Source organism: Janthinobacterium sp. DSP2-3-3 (assembly GCF_049897325.1).
Taxonomy (GTDB): Bacteria; Pseudomonadota; Gammaproteobacteria; order Burkholderiales; family Burkholderiaceae_D; genus Janthinobacterium.
The window spans coordinates 253,831-270,228 of the sequence record NZ_JAFCWA010000007.1 but is presented as its reverse complement, the minus strand read 5'-3'; the positions used below and the strand labels follow the sequence as shown (position 1 = coordinate 270,228).

Annotated in this window: 14 protein-coding genes; 7 read left to right on the top strand and 7 right to left on the bottom strand. The window is 61.0% G+C overall.

Features of this window, described 5'->3' with window-relative positions; translation table 11 throughout:
• The first annotated feature begins 5 nt into the window (after positions 1 to 5).
• Complete coding sequence (locus ACP7DE_RS16320) at positions 6 to 767, top strand: GNAT family N-acetyltransferase (RefSeq protein ID WP_426073072.1); 762 nt, start codon at positions 6 to 8, stop codon at positions 765 to 767.
• A 126-nt stretch (positions 768 to 893) separates the two neighbouring features.
• Here the strand turns inward: ACP7DE_RS16320 and ACP7DE_RS16315 are convergent, their stop codons facing one another.
• The 3 genes from ACP7DE_RS16315 to ACP7DE_RS16305 all read right to left on the bottom strand — a co-directional run bounded on the left by ACP7DE_RS16315 (position 894) and on the right by ACP7DE_RS16305 (position 2,620).
• Positions 894 to 1,184 (bottom strand): hypothetical protein, encoded by a 291-nt coding sequence (locus ACP7DE_RS16315; RefSeq protein ID WP_426073071.1) that lies wholly within the window; start codon positions 1,182 to 1,184, stop codon positions 894 to 896.
• A gap of 276 nt (positions 1,185 to 1,460) precedes the next feature.
• Positions 1,461 to 1,748 (bottom strand): hypothetical protein, encoded by a 288-nt coding sequence (locus tag ACP7DE_RS16310; RefSeq protein ID WP_034786045.1) that lies wholly within the window; start codon positions 1,746 to 1,748, stop codon positions 1,461 to 1,463.
• A gap of 179 nt (positions 1,749 to 1,927) precedes the next feature.
• Positions 1,928 to 2,620, bottom strand: coding sequence for an ABC transporter ATP-binding protein (locus tag ACP7DE_RS16305; protein WP_426073070.1), 693 nt, complete (start codon positions 2,618 to 2,620; stop codon positions 1,928 to 1,930).
• Between the two features lie 330 nt (positions 2,621 to 2,950).
• On the opposite strand from ACP7DE_RS16305, the gene egtD reads away from it, so the two are divergent.
• Together egtD and egtB are read left to right on the top strand one after the other, a co-directional pair.
• Positions 2,951 to 3,943: an L-histidine N(alpha)-methyltransferase gene (gene egtD, locus ACP7DE_RS16300; RefSeq protein ID WP_426073069.1), complete on the top strand. Its 993-nt coding sequence runs from the start codon at positions 2,951 to 2,953 to the stop codon at positions 3,941 to 3,943.
• Positions 3,944 to 3,953: 10 nt separating this feature from the next.
• Positions 3,954 to 5,216 carry an ergothioneine biosynthesis protein EgtB gene (egtB, locus tag ACP7DE_RS16295; protein WP_426073068.1) on the top strand — a complete coding sequence of 421 codons (1,263 nt, stop codon included), beginning with the start codon at positions 3,954 to 3,956 and terminating at the stop codon, positions 5,214 to 5,216.
• 5 nt (positions 5,217 to 5,221) lie between these two features.
• Here the strand turns inward: egtB and ACP7DE_RS16290 are convergent, their stop codons facing one another.
• From ACP7DE_RS16290 to ACP7DE_RS16275, 4 genes are all read right to left on the bottom strand, one after another.
• Positions 5,222 to 6,826, bottom strand: coding sequence for a methyl-accepting chemotaxis protein (locus tag ACP7DE_RS16290; protein ID WP_426073067.1), 1,605 nt, complete (start codon positions 6,824 to 6,826; stop codon positions 5,222 to 5,224).
• A 166-nt stretch (positions 6,827 to 6,992) separates the two neighbouring features.
• Positions 6,993 to 8,699: a 2-isopropylmalate synthase gene (gene leuA / locus ACP7DE_RS16285; protein WP_426073066.1), complete on the bottom strand. Its 1,707-nt coding sequence runs from the start codon at positions 8,697 to 8,699 to the stop codon at positions 6,993 to 6,995.
• A gap of 344 nt (positions 8,700 to 9,043) precedes the next feature.
• Positions 9,044 to 9,325, bottom strand: a complete 282-nt coding sequence (locus ACP7DE_RS16280; protein ID WP_426073146.1) for a barstar family protein — start codon at positions 9,323 to 9,325, stop codon at positions 9,044 to 9,046.
• A gap of 17 nt (positions 9,326 to 9,342) precedes the next feature.
• A complete protein-coding gene (locus tag ACP7DE_RS16275; protein ID WP_426073065.1) occupies positions 9,343 to 10,002 on the bottom strand; it encodes a hypothetical protein in 660 nt (219 codons plus the stop codon).
• A gap of 176 nt (positions 10,003 to 10,178) precedes the next feature.
• Here ACP7DE_RS16275 and ACP7DE_RS16270 point away from each other — a divergent pair, with 176 nt between their 5' ends.
• The 4 genes from ACP7DE_RS16270 to carB all read left to right on the top strand — a co-directional run bounded on the left by ACP7DE_RS16270 (position 10,179) and on the right by carB (position 16,263).
• Positions 10,179 to 11,090 (top strand): patatin-like phospholipase family protein, encoded by a 912-nt coding sequence (locus ACP7DE_RS16270; protein ID WP_426073064.1) that lies wholly within the window; start codon positions 10,179 to 10,181, stop codon positions 11,088 to 11,090.
• A 59-nt stretch (positions 11,091 to 11,149) separates the two neighbouring features.
• Positions 11,150 to 11,557 carry a GlcG/HbpS family heme-binding protein gene (locus ACP7DE_RS16265; protein WP_426073063.1) on the top strand — a complete coding sequence of 136 codons (408 nt, stop codon included), beginning with the start codon at positions 11,150 to 11,152 and terminating at the stop codon, positions 11,555 to 11,557.
• Positions 11,558 to 11,852: 295 nt separating this feature from the next.
• Positions 11,853 to 13,031 carry a glutamine-hydrolyzing carbamoyl-phosphate synthase small subunit gene (gene carA / locus ACP7DE_RS16260; protein ID WP_426073062.1) on the top strand — a complete coding sequence of 393 codons (1,179 nt, stop codon included), beginning with the start codon at positions 11,853 to 11,855 and terminating at the stop codon, positions 13,029 to 13,031.
• Positions 13,024 to 16,263 carry a carbamoyl-phosphate synthase large subunit gene (gene carB / locus ACP7DE_RS16255; protein WP_426073061.1) on the top strand — a complete coding sequence of 1,080 codons (3,240 nt, stop codon included), beginning with the start codon at positions 13,024 to 13,026 and terminating at the stop codon, positions 16,261 to 16,263. The genes carA and carB overlap by 8 nt, the downstream gene beginning before the upstream one ends.
• Positions 16,264 to 16,398: the final 135 nt, after the last annotated feature.

Genomic DNA, 16,398 nt, shown 5'->3' with positions numbered 1-16,398 from the left:
AAACCATGCAAAACATAAGCACGTCAAACGAAGCCAAGGCCCGGCCGGTCCAACTGGTGCTGAGCCAGGCCACGACAGCGGTGGAATTGCGCGAAGTCCAGCGTTTGCGTTACAAGGTGTTTATCGAGACCATGGGCCTGACGTCGCTGGCCAATGCCGATGGCCTCGACAGCGATGAATTCGACGCGCATTGCGATCATCTGATCGTGCGCGATGCCGATACCCTGAAAGTGGTGGGCACCTACCGCGTGCTGAGCGCGGCCAAGGCTGCCAAGATCGGCCGCCTGTATTCGGAAAACGAGTTCGACCTGAGCCGCCTGAAGAACCTGCGCGGACGCATGGTCGAAGCGGGCCGCGCTTGCATCCACCCGAAATACCGGGGCGGCAGCGTGATCATGCTGCTGTGGTCGGGCCTGGCCGAGTACATGCGCCGCGAGCGCTGCGACTACCTGGTCGGCTGCGCCAGCATCAGCCTGGCCGATGGCGGGCATAACGCTGTCGCCGTGTACCAGGCGCTGGCGGAAAAGCACATGGCGCCGGCCGAATACCGCGTCACGCCGCACCTGCCTTTCCCCATCCACCAGGTGGAAGCGGCGCACAAGCCGCAGGTGCCGCCGCTGATCAAGGGTTATCTGCGTTCGGGCGCCTGGATTTGCGGCGAACCGGCCTGGGACCCTGATTTCGAAAGCGCCGACATGTTCATGATGATGCCGCTGGCGAATCTGGATGAGCGCTATGCGCGCCATTACGGAGTGGTGCCTGGCTAAGGCAATCAAGATTCATGCCGGGCAGTGACGCCTGCAGCTGGCTGGCCAGCGCTTGCACGGCGCTGCGCAAGCCGGTCTCCGCGCTGTCGGGCGGCAGCAGTTCCAGCAGGAAGTGCAGCGGCGCCGTCAGCCGCGTCTTCGGTCCCAGCACCAGGCCCGTATGGGCGATGCCGGGGCCGGCCACTTGCGGCTGTGGCGGATGCGCCGCTCGAACGTGAAGCTGCCCTGGTAGCGCGTCTCGGCCATGATTTGCTCGATGGCCGCGGCGGCGGCAATGGCGCGCGCCAGCAGCGAACTGCCGTCGCACAGCAGCAGTTGCACCACGTCGGCAGGACCGATATCGAGTGCGATGCGGCAGTTGCCGATACCGCGCGCGCCCGACAGCGCGTGGGTCGCTGGATATGCGGTTGAGATCACTGCTTAAAAGCTGACCTTGATGCCTGCGCGTACTGTGCGTGTTGTGTCAGATCAAGTTTGAGTGGAAATGCTGGCTGGCGGGAGCAATGCGAAGTGAAAGCAGGGAGGGGTAGCGCGGGAGCGGGAGGGCAGAGAAACGGTCAGCATGGTTTGGGCTGGGTCTCTTCGCTATCGTGCTCGGATGTTGTGCGGTGAGCGAACTACGCGAATTGTATGGCAAAAGTTCATGGCGCCGGGAACCTGGGTGCCTGGCAGGGCATTACAACAGCGGATGTATCAGTGGACTGGCGTGGCGGACAGTTCCTTCAGTTCGCGGATGGTGATGTCCGACTTTTCATGCATGCGCAATAAAATCGTTGCACCGACCGACAGTTTGCCGTGACGAATCTTGCTGATGATGGGAGGCTGTACTTCCAGAACACGGCACAGTTCCGCATCATTTTTCAGGTTCATCTTCTCGATCAGGGTATCGAGCAGCTTGTTGGGCACAAAACTCGATGGTTCGAGCGCCCGCGCCCGGTTCATCGCTTCAATCATTTCCAGCTTCTTTTGCCGAACGTTCATTTACTCCTCCTTCAGGTTATGCAAGGGACGAGACCACACACTGCGGTCCCGGCTAAAGTTCGTCATCGCAGTAAGGCTGTCCGGGTGACGTAACAACATTCGCATTAAAACATTGATAACCATGCAAGTGTTTTCAATAATACTACGATAACAAAACTTGTGACAGATAGTTAGTTAAATTAACTGTTTGTTTGATTAATTCGGTTGACGATTGTTGTATTTTGTAAGCCGTTTTTCGTCAGGATCATGGTTCTGTCCGCCATTTCGGCGGCGGCCAGCGAATGCGTGACCATGATCGCGCAACTGCCGTTGGCCTTGATTTCGGCGCGCAGCAATTGCAGGATGCTGTGCGCCGTATCGGGATCGAGGTTGCCGGTAGGCTCATCGGCCAATACCAGCGCCGGCTTATGCACGAGCGCGCGGGCAATGGCCACGCGCTGCATTTCGCCGCCGGACAGTTGTTGCGGAAAGTCGCCGCCGCGTCCGCCCAGGCCGACCGCTTCGAGCATGCTGGCGGCACGCTCCTGGGGCAGTCCGTTGAGCAGCAGCGGCAGGGCCACGTTTTGCAGCAGGGTCAGGTGTGGCAAGACGTGGAAGGCCTGGAATATAAAGCCCATGCGGGCGCGACGCAGCCGGGTGGCGGCGGCGTCATCGAGGCTGGACATGGCAATGCCGTCCACCAGGATAGGGTGCGCTTCGGCACCCGCATCGGGTGTATCGAGGCCGGCGATCAGGTTCAGCAAGGTCGACTTGCCAACGCCCGAGTCACCCATGATGGCGATGAATTCCCCCGCCTTGAAGCGGCAGGAAATGTTAGCCAGCACGGGACGGGCATGGGCATAGGACTTCGACAGATGGCGCAATTCGAGCATGGTGATCTTGATTAATAACGGCTATCGTAAAGGGAGGCACGCGGGGGAGAGGGGGGCCTGGGAACTGCAAAGGGGCGCGGATTGTTTGGCCGGCAACGTGTAGTATACGACAGGCTTATCCTTTTTGCTTGGCAATACCAATTTTATGTGCACACTGCTAGTTTGATCTTGCGTTACCTGTCGCACGGCTGGCTTGTGCGGATTCCGCTATGATGGGAAAAAATCATCGGCAATGGCGTCTTCCATGCCCTGCGCGGCAGCAGGCAGCGCGCGCATGCCAGGTACCAGCCCAGCAAGCCTTTTGTGAACCTTGATAGACGACGCCAGCCCATGACCATGCCACTCGCGCAACAGCAGTCAGATTTGTCTCCCGCCAGCAACGTCCGAGTGGCCAGCGCCACACCTGCCACGATAGTCGAGATCAGCAGCGGCCTGCTGGCGCGCGAGGCATGGACCTCGCCCAAGTACCTGTACGACGCGCTGGGCTCGAAGCTGTTCGAAGCCATTTGCGCCTTGCCCGAGTACTATCCGACGCGCACCGAGGCCGCCATCTTTGCCCGTCACGGCGCCGAGATCGCGCACGCCGTGGGGCCGGGCAGCACCCTGATCGACCTGGGGGCAGGCAATTGCGCCAAGGCCGCCAGCCTGTTCCCCCTGCTGCATCCAGTCCAGTATGTGGCCGTGGATATTTCCTATGATTTCCTCAGTGAATCGCTGAGCCGGCTGCAGCAGCGCTTTCCGCACATCGAGATGACGGGCCTGGGCCTGGATTTCTCCAGCCGGCTGGACTTGCCCGACAGCGTGCGCGAGGCGCGGCGATTGTTCTTCTATCCCGGCTCGTCGATTGGCAATTTCGCTCCTGAGCAAGCGACCGCCTTCCTGCGCCGCCTGCGCGCCAATGCGGACGGCGATGGCGGCCTGCTGATCGGTGTTGACCTGATCAAGGACGACGCCATCCTCGACGCGGCTTATGACGATGCGCTGGGCGTCACGGCCGCCTTCAACCTGAACATGTTGCGCCACGTGAACGGGCTGATCGGCGCGGACTTCGACGTGCGCGCCTGGCAGCACCATGGCTTTTTCAATGCCGACGAGCGCCGCGTCGAAATGCACCTGGAAGCGCGCAGCGAGCAAGTTGTCCATTGGAAAGGTGGCCAGCGGCGTTTCGCGAAAGGCGAACGCATCCATACAGAAGACAGCTACAAATACACGCGCGCAAGTTTTGTCGGCTTGCTGGAGCAGGCGGGATTTTCCACCGTGCAAGTTTGGACAGACCCGCAGCAGTGGTTTGCCGTCATTTACGCCAAAGTGATCCGGGATTAAGAAGGAAGAGATGTTGATCGATCATTACAATAAGGTGCGCCAGCACTCGCTGCGGCTGGCCGAACCGCTGTCCGACGAGGATTGCGGCGCCCAATCGATGCCGGACGCCAGCCCCGTGAAATGGCATTTGGCGCATACCACCTGGTTTTTTGAAACGTTTATCTTGGAAAACATGGAAGCGGCGTTCACGCCATTCCACCCCGCCTTCCGCGTATTGTTTAACTCGTACTACAACGGCGTGGGCGAGAAGCATCCGCGCGCCCAGCGGGGCTTGCTGACGCGCCCCGGCATGGCGCAGGTGCGCGCCTACCGGGCCAACGTCGATGCGCGCATCGCCCGCCTGCTGGCGGGCGAGCTGGCGCGTGCCGAGCGCGAACGGCTGACCATGCTGCTGGCGCTGGGCCTCGAACACGAGCAGCAGCACCAGGAATTGCTGTTGACGGACGTGAAACACTTGCTGGCGCAGAGCGCCCTGTTTCCAGCTTACCTGCCTTCCGCTTACCTGTCTCCCGCTTGCCTGGACAGTGCGGTTGCGCCAGCGCAAGAACACGCACAGCCCACGGCCTGGCTCGTTTTCGACGGCGGCCTGGCGCAGATCGGCCATGCGGGCGACGGTTTTTGCTTCGACAATGAATTGCCGCGCCATCCGCAATACGTGGCGCCGTTCGAACTGGCCAGTGCGCTGGTGACGAATGGCGAGTATCTGGCCTTCATCGAGGCGGGCGGCTACCGCACGGCGCATTGGTGGCTGGCCGAAGGCTGGGACTGGGTGCGCAGCCAGCAGCTGGAATGTCCGCTGTACTGGCAGCGCGACGAGGCGGGGCGCTGGCAGGAATTCACCTTGTTTGGACTGCGCCCGCTCGACGTCCAAGCGCCGGCCACGCATTTGTCGCTATTCGAGGCGGATGCTTATGCGAACTGGGCTGGCGCGCGTCTGCCGACAGAAGCGGAGTGGGAAGTGGCGGCGCAAGGCAGCGAAGTGCAAGTCGGGCAACTGCATCCAGCCCCGGCCACCTTGCGTGCAGGCTTGCGGCAAATGTTTGGCCACTGCTGGCAGTGGACCAGCAGCAGCTACGCGCCGTATCCCGGTTACCGCACGGCGCCCGGGGCGCTGGGCGAGTACAACGGCAAGTTCATGCTGAATCAGTATGTGTTGCGCGGTGCGTCGTGCGCCACGCCGGCCGGCCATGCGCGCGCCAGCTACCGCAATTTCTTCCCGGCCGGTGCGCGCTGGCAGTTTTCCGGCATCCGCCTGGCGCGCCAGGTGGCGTAAATAGCCTAGTGCAAGCGCGGGACGGTGGGCGCATCAGGGCGGGGCGGGGCCTTGGCGACGGCGTTCTGTTCCAGCTTGAACTGGCTGACAAGGGTTTCCAGTTCGCCTGCCTGTTCATGCATGGCTGCCGCCGCTGCGGCTGCCTCTTCGACCAGGGCCGCATTCTGCTGCGTCGTCTGGTCCATCTGCATGATGGCGGCATTGATCTGCTCGATGCCTTCGCTTTGCTCGTGGTTGGCGACGCTGATTTCACCGACGATGGCGCTGACCCGGCCCACGCTGGCCACCACTTCTTCCATCGTGGCACCCGCCTGGCTGACCAGCTGCGCGCCCTGGTCGACCCGATTGACGGAGTCGGCAATGAGTTCCTTGATTTCCTTGGCGGCGGCGGCCGAGCGCTGGGCCAGGTTGCGCACTTCGGACGCCACCACGGCAAAGCCGCGTCCCTCTTCGCCCGCACGCGCCGCTTCCACGGCCGCGTTCAGGGCCAGGATATTCGTCTGGAAGGCGATGCCGTCGATGACGGCGATGATGTCGACGATCTTGCGCGAGGAGGCATTGATGGCATCCATGGTGCCGATTACTTCCGCCATGGCCGTGCCACCGCGCTGCGCGATGCCCGATGCCGAGCGGGCCAGGCTGTCGGCCTGGCGCGCATTGTCGCTATTGCTGCGCACGGTGCCCGTCAGTTCGATCATCGACGAGGCGGTTTCTTCCAGCGCACTGGCCTGCGCTTCCGTGCGGGCCGACAGGTCGGCATTGCCGCTGGCGATCTGGCTCGACGCCACGGCGATCGTGCCCGTGCCACCGCGTACTTGCCCCACCAGCGTGGCCAGGTTGGTATTCATGTCGCGCAGCGCCTGCAGCAACTGGCCCGTTTCATCCATGCCATCGGCCACGATTTTACTGCTTAGGTCGCCTGCGGCCACGGCTTGTGCCACGCGCAGGGCATACGCGATGGGCGTGGTAATCGAGCGCGTGACCCACCAGGCAAAGAGCACGCCCAGCAGCAGCGCGGTCGTGCCCAGGCTGGCCATCAGGACATTAGCTGAGGAAATATTCTGCCGGATTTGCTGGCCGCCATGCACGACCACTGCGCGCTGGATTTCATTCAGGCGGTTCACCGTTTTCTGCAACTGATTCAGGGCGGGCAAAGTGTCGTCGCGCACATGCACGGCCGCTTCCGCGCGCTGTCCCGCCACCAGTAGCTTGTCGGCCTGGCTGAACGAGACCACATAGGCCTTGCGCTGCTGCTTCAGGGTGGCCAGCAGTTCCTTGCCTTCAGGCAGCACGATCAGGTGGTCGAGGATGGCCAGCGCATCGCTGATGGTGGCCTTGTTGGCATCGATTTCGCCGTGGATGGCGTTGGCGCGGGCCGGATCTTCATGGATGAACAGTTCCAGCACCAGCGCCGCGTTCGAGCGCGTGGTACTGCGAATGGTGGCGATGGCATCGGCCTTGGCCCAGTCTTTCTCGATGATGGCTTCGCTGAGCGCGCCGATCTTGTCCAGTCGGAAAAGGCCCGTTCCTACCAGCACTGCCATCAGCAGCAGCACCACGCCAAAACCGGCACCCAGGCGCACGCCTATCTTCATATCCGTCAATTTCATACTGATTCCCTCGGTAGCTAATGATCTGTCTCCGGTGGTCTTGTTATGAAACGATTATACGGTGGGCGATACCTGATTTGCACTACTAATTGCCCGGTAGAAATGAAAAAGCGGCACGGCGATCAAGCCGTACCGCTTTTTCTCCTATGAAGCGCGCTGAAATAACTTAGGCGGCGCTGGCCGCCACATCGGCCGCAGTTGTTTTTTCGGCGTCCGTCTGCCCGATGCGGCGGTTCACGGCCGACAGCACGGCCTTGAACGAGGCGGTGACGATATTGCTGTCGATGGCGGCGCCGAACAGGGTCGGGCCATTGTCGAGGCGCAATTCCACGTAGCAAGCCGCTTGCGCATTGGCGCCGGAGCCGATCGAATGCTCATGGTAATCCATCAATTTGATGTCCAGGCCCAGCGCATTCACGAAGGCATCGATGGGGCCGTTGCCGCCGCCTTGCAGGGCCAGCGGCGTTTGGCGGTGCGACAGGCTGATGTCGATCTGCACGGATTCATCGCTGCTGGTGTCTTCCACCATGCGGTGCGAAGCGTAGGCGTACGGCGCCGTCTGCTCCAGGTATTCCTTCTGGAATATTTCATGGATATCCTGCGCGGCGATTTCGCGGCCCGTGGCGTCGGCCACGGCTTGCACGGCGCGCGAGAATTCGATCTGCAGGCGGCGCGGCAAGACCAGGCCATATTCCTGTTCCAGCAAGTACGCCATGCCACCCTTGCCGGACTGGCTGTTGACGCGGATCACGGCGTCGTAGCTGCGGCCCAGGTCGGCCGGATCGATCGGCAAGTACGGCACTTCCCAGATGCTGTCCGGTTGTTGCTTGGCGAAACCTTTCTTGATCGCATCTTGGTGCGAGCCGGAGAATGCCGTAAACACCAGGTCGCCCGCATACGGGTGGCGCGGGTGGACGGGCAACTGGTTGCACTCTTCCACGCACTTGCGCACGGTGTCGATATCGGAGAAATCCAGGCCCGGGTGCACGCCCTGCGTGTACAAGTTCATCGCCAGGGTCACCAGGTCGACGTTGCCCGTGCGCTCGCCATTGCCGAACAAACAGCCTTCGACGCGGTCGGCGCCCGCCATCACGGCCAGCTCGGCCGACGCGACGGCCGTGCCGCGGTCGTTGTGCGGGTGCACGCTGATGATGATGGAATCGCGGCGCGCCAGTTTGCGCGACATCCATTCGATCTGGTCCGCATACACATTGGGCGTGCTGCATTCCACGGTCGATGGCAGGTTGACGATCATCTTGTTGGCCGGCGTCGGCTTCCAGATGGCGCTGACGGCGTCGCAGATATGCTTGGAGAAATCGAGCTCGGTGGTGGAGAACGATTCCGGCGTGTATTCAAAGCCCCATTGCGTTTCCGGATGCTGCGCCACCAGCTGTTTGACGAGGGTGGTGCCGGTGGTGGCGATCTGCGTGATTTCCTCGCGCGACATGCCGAACACGACCTTGCGGAACACGGGTGCCACGGAGTTGTACAGGTGGACGATGGCGCGCTTGGCGCCGACGACCGATTCCACCGTGCGGCGTATCAATTCCTCGCGCGACTGGGTCAGCACGATGATGGTGACGTCGTCCGGGATGCGGCCTTCATCGACGAGCTTGCGCACGAAATCGAAATCCGTCTGCGATGCCGATGGGAAACCCACTTCGATTTCTTTCAGGCCGATGGCAATCAGCATCTCGAAGAAACGCAGCTTCTTTTCCGCGCTCATCGGCTCGATCAGCGACTGGTTGCCGTCGCGCAAGTCGGTGCTCATCCAGATAGGCGGTTTGCTGATGATCTGGTTTGGCCATTGACGGTCGGTCAATTGGACGGGAGGAAAGGCGCGGTATTTGGAAGCTGGGTTTTGCAACATCATGATCGGGTACTCCTGAAGATAGGGGGGAAATCAATGGTTGTGGCGCAAGCTTGCCGGGCGGCCACGCAACACTAGGCCAGGCAAGCGATCGGTAGTTTTAGCAGGCAAAGCACGGCAACGGCACCAGTGGTGGTGGTCGCGTCAGAAATTACGGGTGTAGCGGGGGATGGTGCAAACATCATCAAACCTTCCAGGGTTTTTGAAACACGCCGGCGTGTGGCCAGGCGAAGCAATGCGGCAAACTTATGCGCGTGCTAGGTGTAGTCGCGATAGCGACAGCAGGGAAGGGGAGGAATGTTTGAAGGAGGACATGCACTTAATGTACGGGAAGTTGGGCCGGGCTGTCAAGCGTTTCTGCTTTGCATGTAATGCACGTGCGCCGCCGCGTCCGGCATTTCTCGCGCCATGCGCGCCAGGATGCGCTGCAGGATGGCCGCATCGCGCGGCAGCCGCTCTTCCAGCGCTTGCCATGCTGTGAATTGTAACTGTTGCGGCATTTCCACCAGGCCCGTGATGGCATCCCAGAAGGCATCCCAGTTCATGCCGTAGAAGGCCGGAAAGGCCAGCGCGGCTGCCAGGGTGGCATGCAACTGGCGCGCGGTGTTGATATCGCTCAAGTCGATCATCACAAGGGTTTGCCTGTTCACAATATGCCCTTGAGCAGGTTCTGCAGGTTTTCGCGCATGTCGCCCACCATGGTCGCATGCTGCTCCAGAATGGCGGGCGCATGCTTGAACGGTGCCGCATCGAGATACAGGCGCGGCAAGTCGGCCAAGGCCACGCCGCGTGGGCCGCCGCGCAGGATTTCGTCCACATGCTTGTTGATCGAGTTGACGGCTGCCTGGATGCGTGGCGTGGCTGACGCGGCCAGGCAGGCGACCAGCGCCGCATCGAGGTCGGTGCGCGCGGGCGCCTGCGGCAGCACGGGCGCGGCGATCTGTTCCAGCGGCGACATGTTGACGGCCGGCTTGCGATACGCGCGCAGGGTGTCGAGCGCCATCAGCCGGTGCGCGCCGCCGCGCTGCAGCCAGTCAAGGATGCGCGGCCAGGGCGTGCCCAGCAGGGCTGCCGCCACACCCCATTGCCCCGCCACGGGCGAGCCGATATAGTCATCGATCCAGTCGATGGCGGCCGGGTTGCCCGTGTAGGCCAGCAGGATGGCGTTCGACGAGCGCAGCGCGGGCGCTTGCGTGGCCAGCACGCAGGTCAGCCAGGCGAGGGCGCCGTCGCCGGGGTGGCTGGCCAGTTGCTGTGAAAAAGGGGCGCTCAAGGCGCGGCTGTCGGCAAATTGATGTTCTGACATATCGGGAGCAAGTAACAAAGCAGGCGCCAGTCTAGCAGCCGTCTGGTGGCAGAGTCGGCCCGTACGAACATTGTCACCGCAATCATTTAAGACAGGCTTCAGTGCGGGCGGCCCCGCTTGCGCTACAATCGGCTCTCCTTTGTTGCCACTGCCGCGCGCGGTTCTCTTCTGCCACTATGCTCCCTAAACGCCTGACCCTGCTTGCCCTGGCCGCCTTTGCGCTGGCCGGCTGCGATACCACCGTCCCGAAACCCCTACAAGTATTGACGCCTCCCGAGCCCATCGTCGTGCCGCCGCGCAAGATCAAGATCGGCCTGGCCCTGGGCGGTGGCGCGGCGCGCGGCTTCGCGCATATCGGCGTGATCAAGGCACTCGAATCGCAGGGCATCCACGCCGACATCGTCACCGGTACCAGCGCCGGCAGCGTGGTGGGTGCCTTGTATGCGGCAGGCAACTCCGGCTTCGCCCTGCAAAAGATGGCGTTCGACATGGACGAGGCGGCCATTTCCGACTGGGCCTTGCCCCTGTTCGGCAAGTCGTCCGGTGTGCTCAAGGGCGAGGCGCTGCAAAGCTATGTCAACAAGGCTGTCGGCGGCGTGCCGTTGGAAAAACTCAAGATACCGTTTGGCGTGGTGGCGACCGATTTGAAGAATGGCCAGCCGATCCTGTTCCAGCGCGGTAACACCGGCATGGCCGTGCGCGCTTCGTCGGCCGTGCCCGGCGTGTTCCAGCCCGTGACCATTGCCGGCCACACCTATGTCGATGGCGGCCTCGTTGCTCCCGTGCCCGTGCGCTTTGCGCGCGACATGGGCGCCGATTTCATCATCGCCGTGAATATTTCGTCGCAAACGGATACCCAGAAGGCCATCAGTTCGATGGAAGTGCTGATGCAGACGTTTGCCATCATGGGCCAGCGCATCAACCAGTTCGAGCTGAAGGATGCGGACGTGGTGATCCAGCCCAGCCTGGGCACCATGAAAGGCAACGATTTCAACAGCCGCAACCAGGCGATCCTGGCGGGCGAGCAGGCGACCTTTGCCGTCATGGCGCAGCTCAAGCAAAAGCTGAAGGCCAAGCGCGAGCAGTAAGCGATCGCGCCGCTGCGCATTTCGTATACAATTTTGCTTCAACATAACAAGGATGCACCATGCAATCGAAACCGATTTTGACCCTGGACGACGTAAAGAAAATCGCTGCCGCCGCCGAAGCGGAAGCGGTCAAGAATAACTGGGCGGTCACGATCGCCATTGTCGATGACGGCGGCCACTTGCTGTGGCTGCAGCGCATGGATGGCGTGGCGCCGATCTCGTCGCACATTGCCCCCTCGAAAGCCAAAACGGCCGCGCTGGGCCGCCGCGAATCGCGCATCTATGAAGAGATGATCAATGGCGGCCGCGTGTCCTTCCTGAGCGTGCCGGAAATAGACGGCTTGCTCGAAGGCGGCGTACCCATCGTGTTCGACGGTCACTACGTGGGCGCAGTCGGCGTCTCGGGCGTGAAGTCGGCGGAAGATGCGCAAATCGCGAAAGCTGGCATTGCAGCTTTGACGGCCTAAGTAGTCGCCGCTGTTGCAGAACTAGCCGCCCCGCGCAAGCCGGGCGGCTTTTTTCATGGGGCACAGGCTTTATGCTGCCATGCAAAAAAATGCCGCCCATTCTGCATTTTCTTCCTTGTGGAAAAGCTTCCTTTTGGTTATAATTCAAAGGTTTAGCCAATCACACATATACCGTAGCGACTACCCATCCCATCATTCAAAATGACCGTTGAAACACCCTGAGTGCATCTGGCTCGGGTAATTAGGCGGTCGGTCTGACGTGGCGCAGCTACGGTAACTTTATCAGGAGTTGCCCTTGCCGCCATTTTTTTCTGGCCCTGCCGTTCCAGCCATATTAGCGCTTGCTGATGGAACGATCTTTAAAGGTTTTTCGATCGGTGCCGCCGGTCATACCACGGGCGAGGTTGTTTTCAACACCTCCATGACCGGGTATCAGGAAATCCTTACCGACCCAAGCTATTGCCGCCAGATGGTCACCCTGACCTATCCGCATATCGGCAATACGGGCGTCAATCCGGAAGATGTCGAATCTTCCAAGGTACACGCCGCTGGCCTCATCATCCGCGATTTGCCATTGCTGGCATCCAATTTCCGTTCCACGCTCTCCCTGTCCGACTACCTGAAAGCTGAAAATATCGTCGCCATCGCCGGCATCGATACACGCAAGCTCACGCGCATTCTGCGTGAAAAAGGTGCGCAGGGCGGCGCCATCCTGGTCGGTACGCAAGGCAATGAGCCATCCGCCGCGCAAGCGCTGGAACTGGCCCGTTCCTTCCCCGGCCTGGCCGGCATGGACCTGGCCAAGGTGGTATCGAGCAAGACTGCCTACGAGTACCGCGAAACGGAATGGACCTTGGGCGAAGGTTATGGCCAGTTGGCCGACGCCGATGCGAAATACCACGTGGTCGCCTTCGACTACGGCGTCAAGCGCAACATCCTGCGCATGCTGACGGCGCGCGGCTGCAAAGTCACCGTGCTGCCGGCGCAAGCCACGGCGGCCGACGCCCTGGCACTGAATCCGGACGGCATCTTCCTCTCGAATGGCCCTGGCGACCCGGAACCGTGCGATTACGCCATCGCTGCTACCCGCGAATTGATCGAGAAGGGCATCCCGACCTTCGGCATCTGCCTCGGTCACCAGATCATGGCGCTCGCTTCCGGCGCAAAAACGCTGAAGATGAAGTTCGGCCACCACGGCGCCAACCATCCGGTGCAAGACCTGGAAACCAAGCAAGTCTTGATTACCTCGCAAAACCACGGTTTCGCTGTCGACGCGGCAACCTTGCCCGCGAATTGCCGCGTGACCCATGAATCGCTGTTCGACGGCTCCCTGCAGGGCTTTGCCCGCACGGACAAGCCGGCTTTCTGCTTCCAGGGCCACCCTGAAGCGTCGCCGGGCCCGATGGATGTTGCTTACCTGTTTGACCGCTTCATCAACTTGATGGCTGCGGAGGAGAAAAAGAAAAATGCCTAAACGTTTAGATATTAAAAGTATTCTGATTATTGGCGCTGGCCCGATCGTGATCGGCCAGGCCTGCGAATTCGATTATTCCGGCGCGCAAGCGTGCAAGGCCCTGCGTGAAGAGGGCTACAAAGTCATCCTGGTCAACAGCAATCCTGCGACCATCATGACGGACCCGGAAATGGCCGACGTGACCTACATCGAACCGATCACCTGGTCGGTGGTTGAACGCATCATCGCCAAGGAGCGTCCAGACGCCATCCTGCCGACGATGGGCGGCCAGACGGCGCTGAACTGCGCGCTGGACCTGTTCAACAATGGCGTGCTGGCGAAATACAACGTCGAGCTGATCGGCGCGTCGCCGGAAGCCATCGACAAGGCGGAAGACCGTTCCAAGTTCAAGGACGCGATGACCAAGATCGGCCTCGGTTCGGCCAAGTCGGGCGTGGCGCATTCGATGGAGGAAGCGTGGGCGGTGCAGCGCACCCTGGGCTTCCCGACCATCATCCGGCCATCGTTCACCATGGGCGGTTCCGGCGGCGGCATCGCCTACAACGAAGAAGAATTCGAAACCATCTGCAAGCGCGGCCTGGAAGCCTCGCCGACGAAAGAGCTGCTGATCGAAGAATCGTTGCTGGGCTGGAAAGAGTACGAGATGGAAGTGGTGCGCGACAAGGCGGACAACTGCATCATCATTTGCTCGATTGAAAACCTCGACCCGATGGGCGTGCACACAGGTGACTCCATCACGGTGGCGCCAGCGCAAACGCTGACGGACAAGGAATACCAGATCATGCGCAATGCCAGTCTGGCAGTGCTGCGCGAGATCGGCGTCGACACCGGTGGCTCGAACGTGCAGTTTTCGATCAACCCTGTCGATGGCCGCATGATCGTCATCGAGATGAACCCGCGCGTGTCGCGTTCATCGGCCCTGGCATCGAAAGCCACGGGCTTCCCGATTGCAAAAATCGCTGCCAAGCTGGCCGTCGGTTACACCCTGGACGAGCTGCGCAATGAAATCACGGGCGGCGCCACGCCGGCCTCGTTCGAACCGTCAATCGATTACGTCGTCACGAAGATCCCGCGTTTCACGTTCGAGAAATTCCCGACCGCCGACCACCACCTGACGACGCAGATGAAATCCGTCGGCGAAGTGATGGCGATTGGCCGTACCTTCCAGGAATCGTTCCAGAAAGCCTTGCGCGGCCTGGAAGTGGGCGTGGACGGCATGAACGAGAAAACCAAGGACCGCGAAAAGATCGAAGAAGAACTGGGCGAGCCTGGTCCTGAGCGCATCTGGTACGTGGGCGATGCGTTTGCCCAAGGTTTCACTTTGGAAGAAGTGCACAACCTGACCAAGATCGACCCATGGTTCTTGATCCAGATCAAGGAAATCGTCGACCTGGAACTGTGGCTGGACACGCAGAAGCTGGAAAACCTGGACAAGAACACCCTGTACAAGTTGAAACAGAAGGGCTTCTCGGACCGCCGCCTGGGCTTCCTGTTGCAAACGACCGACACGGCCGTGCGCCAGCAGCGCCATGCGCTGAACATTCGTCCTGTCTACAAGCGCGTCGATACCTGCGCAGCGGAATTTTCGACCGACACGGCGTACATGTACTCCACGTACGACGAAGAGTGCGAATCGAATCCGACCGACAAGAAAAAGATCATGGTGCTGGGCGGTGGCCCGAACCGTATCGGCCAGGGTATCGAATTTGACTATTGCTGCGTCCACGCGGCCCTTGCCATGCGCGAAGACGGCTACGAAACCATCATGGTCAATTGCAACCCGGAAACTGTGTCGACCGACTACGATACTTCGGACCGCCTGTACTTTGAGTCCCTGACGCTGGAAGACGTGCTGGAAATCGTCGCCATTGAAAAACCGGTGGGCGTGATCGTGCAGTACGGCGGCCAGACCCCGCTGAAACTGGCGCTCGACCTGGAAGCGAATGGCGTACCGATCATCGGCACTTCGCCCGACATGATCGATGCCGCCGAAGACCGCGAGCGTTTCCAGCAACTGTTGCACAAGCTGGAACTGCGCCAGCCGCCTAACCGCACCGCCCGCACGGAAGCCGACGCTTTGGCGCTGGCGCAGGAAATCGGTTACCCGCTGGTCGTGCGTCCATCGTACGTGCTGGGTGGCCGCGCCATGGAAATCGTGCATGAACAACGCGACCTCGAGCGCTACATGCGCGAAGCGGTCAAGGTTTCGCACGATTCACCCGTGTTGCTGGACCGCTTCCTGAACGACGCCATCGAGTGCGACGTCGATTGCATCTCCGACGGCGAAACGACGTTCATCGGCGGCGTGATGGAACACATCGAACAGGCTGGCGTACACTCGGGCGACTCGGCTTGCTCGCTGCCACCGTATTCGCTGGCACCGGAAACCATTGAAGAACTGAAACGCCAGACGGCGCTGATGGCCAAGGGCTTGAACGTGGTCGGCCTGATGAACGTGCAGTTCGCCATCCAGAAGCAGGAAATTGACGGCGAAATGAAAGATGTCGTCTTCGTGCTGGAAGTCAATCCGCGCGCTTCGCGTACCGTGCCTTTCGTCTCGAAAGCCACGGGCTTGCAACTGGCGAAAATTGCCGCCCGCTGCATGGTCGGCCAATCGCTGGCCTCGCAAGGCATCACGCAGGAAGTCGTGCCGCCATATTTCAGCGTCAAGGAAGCCGTCTTCCCGTTCGTCAAGTTCCCGGGCGTGGACACTATCCTGGGCCCTGAAATGAAATCGACGGGCGAAGTCATGGGCGTGGGCCTGACGTTTGGCGAAGCGTTTGTGAAATCGCAACTGGGCGCCGGCGTGAACCTGCCAAAATCGGGCAAGGTCTTCATCAGCGTGAAAGCGTCGGACAAGCCGCGCGCCGTGCAAGTGGCGCGTGACCTGGTCGAGTCGGGTTTCACCGTGGTCGCCACCAAGGGCACCGCCGCCGTGATCGCCGCTGCCGGCATCGCCGTCACGCCAGTGAACAAGGTGATCGAAGGCCGTCCGCACATCGTCGACATGATCAAGAACCATGAAATCGTGCTGGTGATTAACACTGTGGAAGAAAAACGCAGCGCCATCGTCGATTCGCGGGCCATCCGCACTTCGGCCCTGGCGTCGCGCGTGACGACCTACACCACCATCGCGGGCGCGGAAGCGGCCGTCGAAGGCATCCGCCATCTGGATGAGTTGCGCGTGTACGATCTGCAAGGCCTGCACAAGACCCTGCAGCAAGCTGAATAGTCCGCGTGTCATTTGCAGTGGCCTCCGTTAGGCGGTACACTGCATGCTTATCAACCACAGAGTTCCGTGCAGAGCAGCGCGCGGCCTCTGTGGTTTTCACTTGGTGCATCCGTTAACCGTGACAAAACACGGACA

Coding starts and splice junctions, on each gene's coding strand:
- ACP7DE_RS16320 (WP_426073072.1), top strand. CDS start 6: ATGCAAAACATAAGCACGTCAAACGAAGCCAAGGCCCGGCCGGTCCAA.
- ACP7DE_RS16310 (WP_034786045.1), bottom strand. CDS start 1,748: ATGAACGTTCGGCAAAAGAAGCTGGAAATGATTGAAGCGATGAACCGG.
- ACP7DE_RS16305 (WP_426073070.1), bottom strand. CDS start 2,620: ATGCTCGAATTGCGCCATCTGTCGAAGTCCTATGCCCATGCCCGTCCC.
- egtD (WP_426073069.1), top strand. CDS start 2,951: ATGACCATGCCACTCGCGCAACAGCAGTCAGATTTGTCTCCCGCCAGC.
- egtB (WP_426073068.1), top strand. CDS start 3,954: ATGTTGATCGATCATTACAATAAGGTGCGCCAGCACTCGCTGCGGCTG.
- ACP7DE_RS16290 (WP_426073067.1), bottom strand. CDS start 6,826: ATGAAATTGACGGATATGAAGATAGGCGTGCGCCTGGGTGCCGGTTTT.
- leuA (WP_426073066.1), bottom strand. CDS start 8,699: ATGATGTTGCAAAACCCAGCTTCCAAATACCGCGCCTTTCCTCCCGTC.
- ACP7DE_RS16280 (WP_426073146.1), bottom strand. CDS start 9,325: ATGATCGACTTGAGCGATATCAACACCGCGCGCCAGTTGCATGCCACC.
- ACP7DE_RS16275 (WP_426073065.1), bottom strand. CDS start 10,002: ATGTCAGAACATCAATTTGCCGACAGCCGCGCCTTGAGCGCCCCTTTT.
- ACP7DE_RS16270 (WP_426073064.1), top strand. CDS start 10,179: ATGCTCCCTAAACGCCTGACCCTGCTTGCCCTGGCCGCCTTTGCGCTG.
- ACP7DE_RS16265 (WP_426073063.1), top strand. CDS start 11,150: ATGCAATCGAAACCGATTTTGACCCTGGACGACGTAAAGAAAATCGCT.
- carB (WP_426073061.1), top strand. CDS start 13,024: ATGCCTAAACGTTTAGATATTAAAAGTATTCTGATTATTGGCGCTGGC.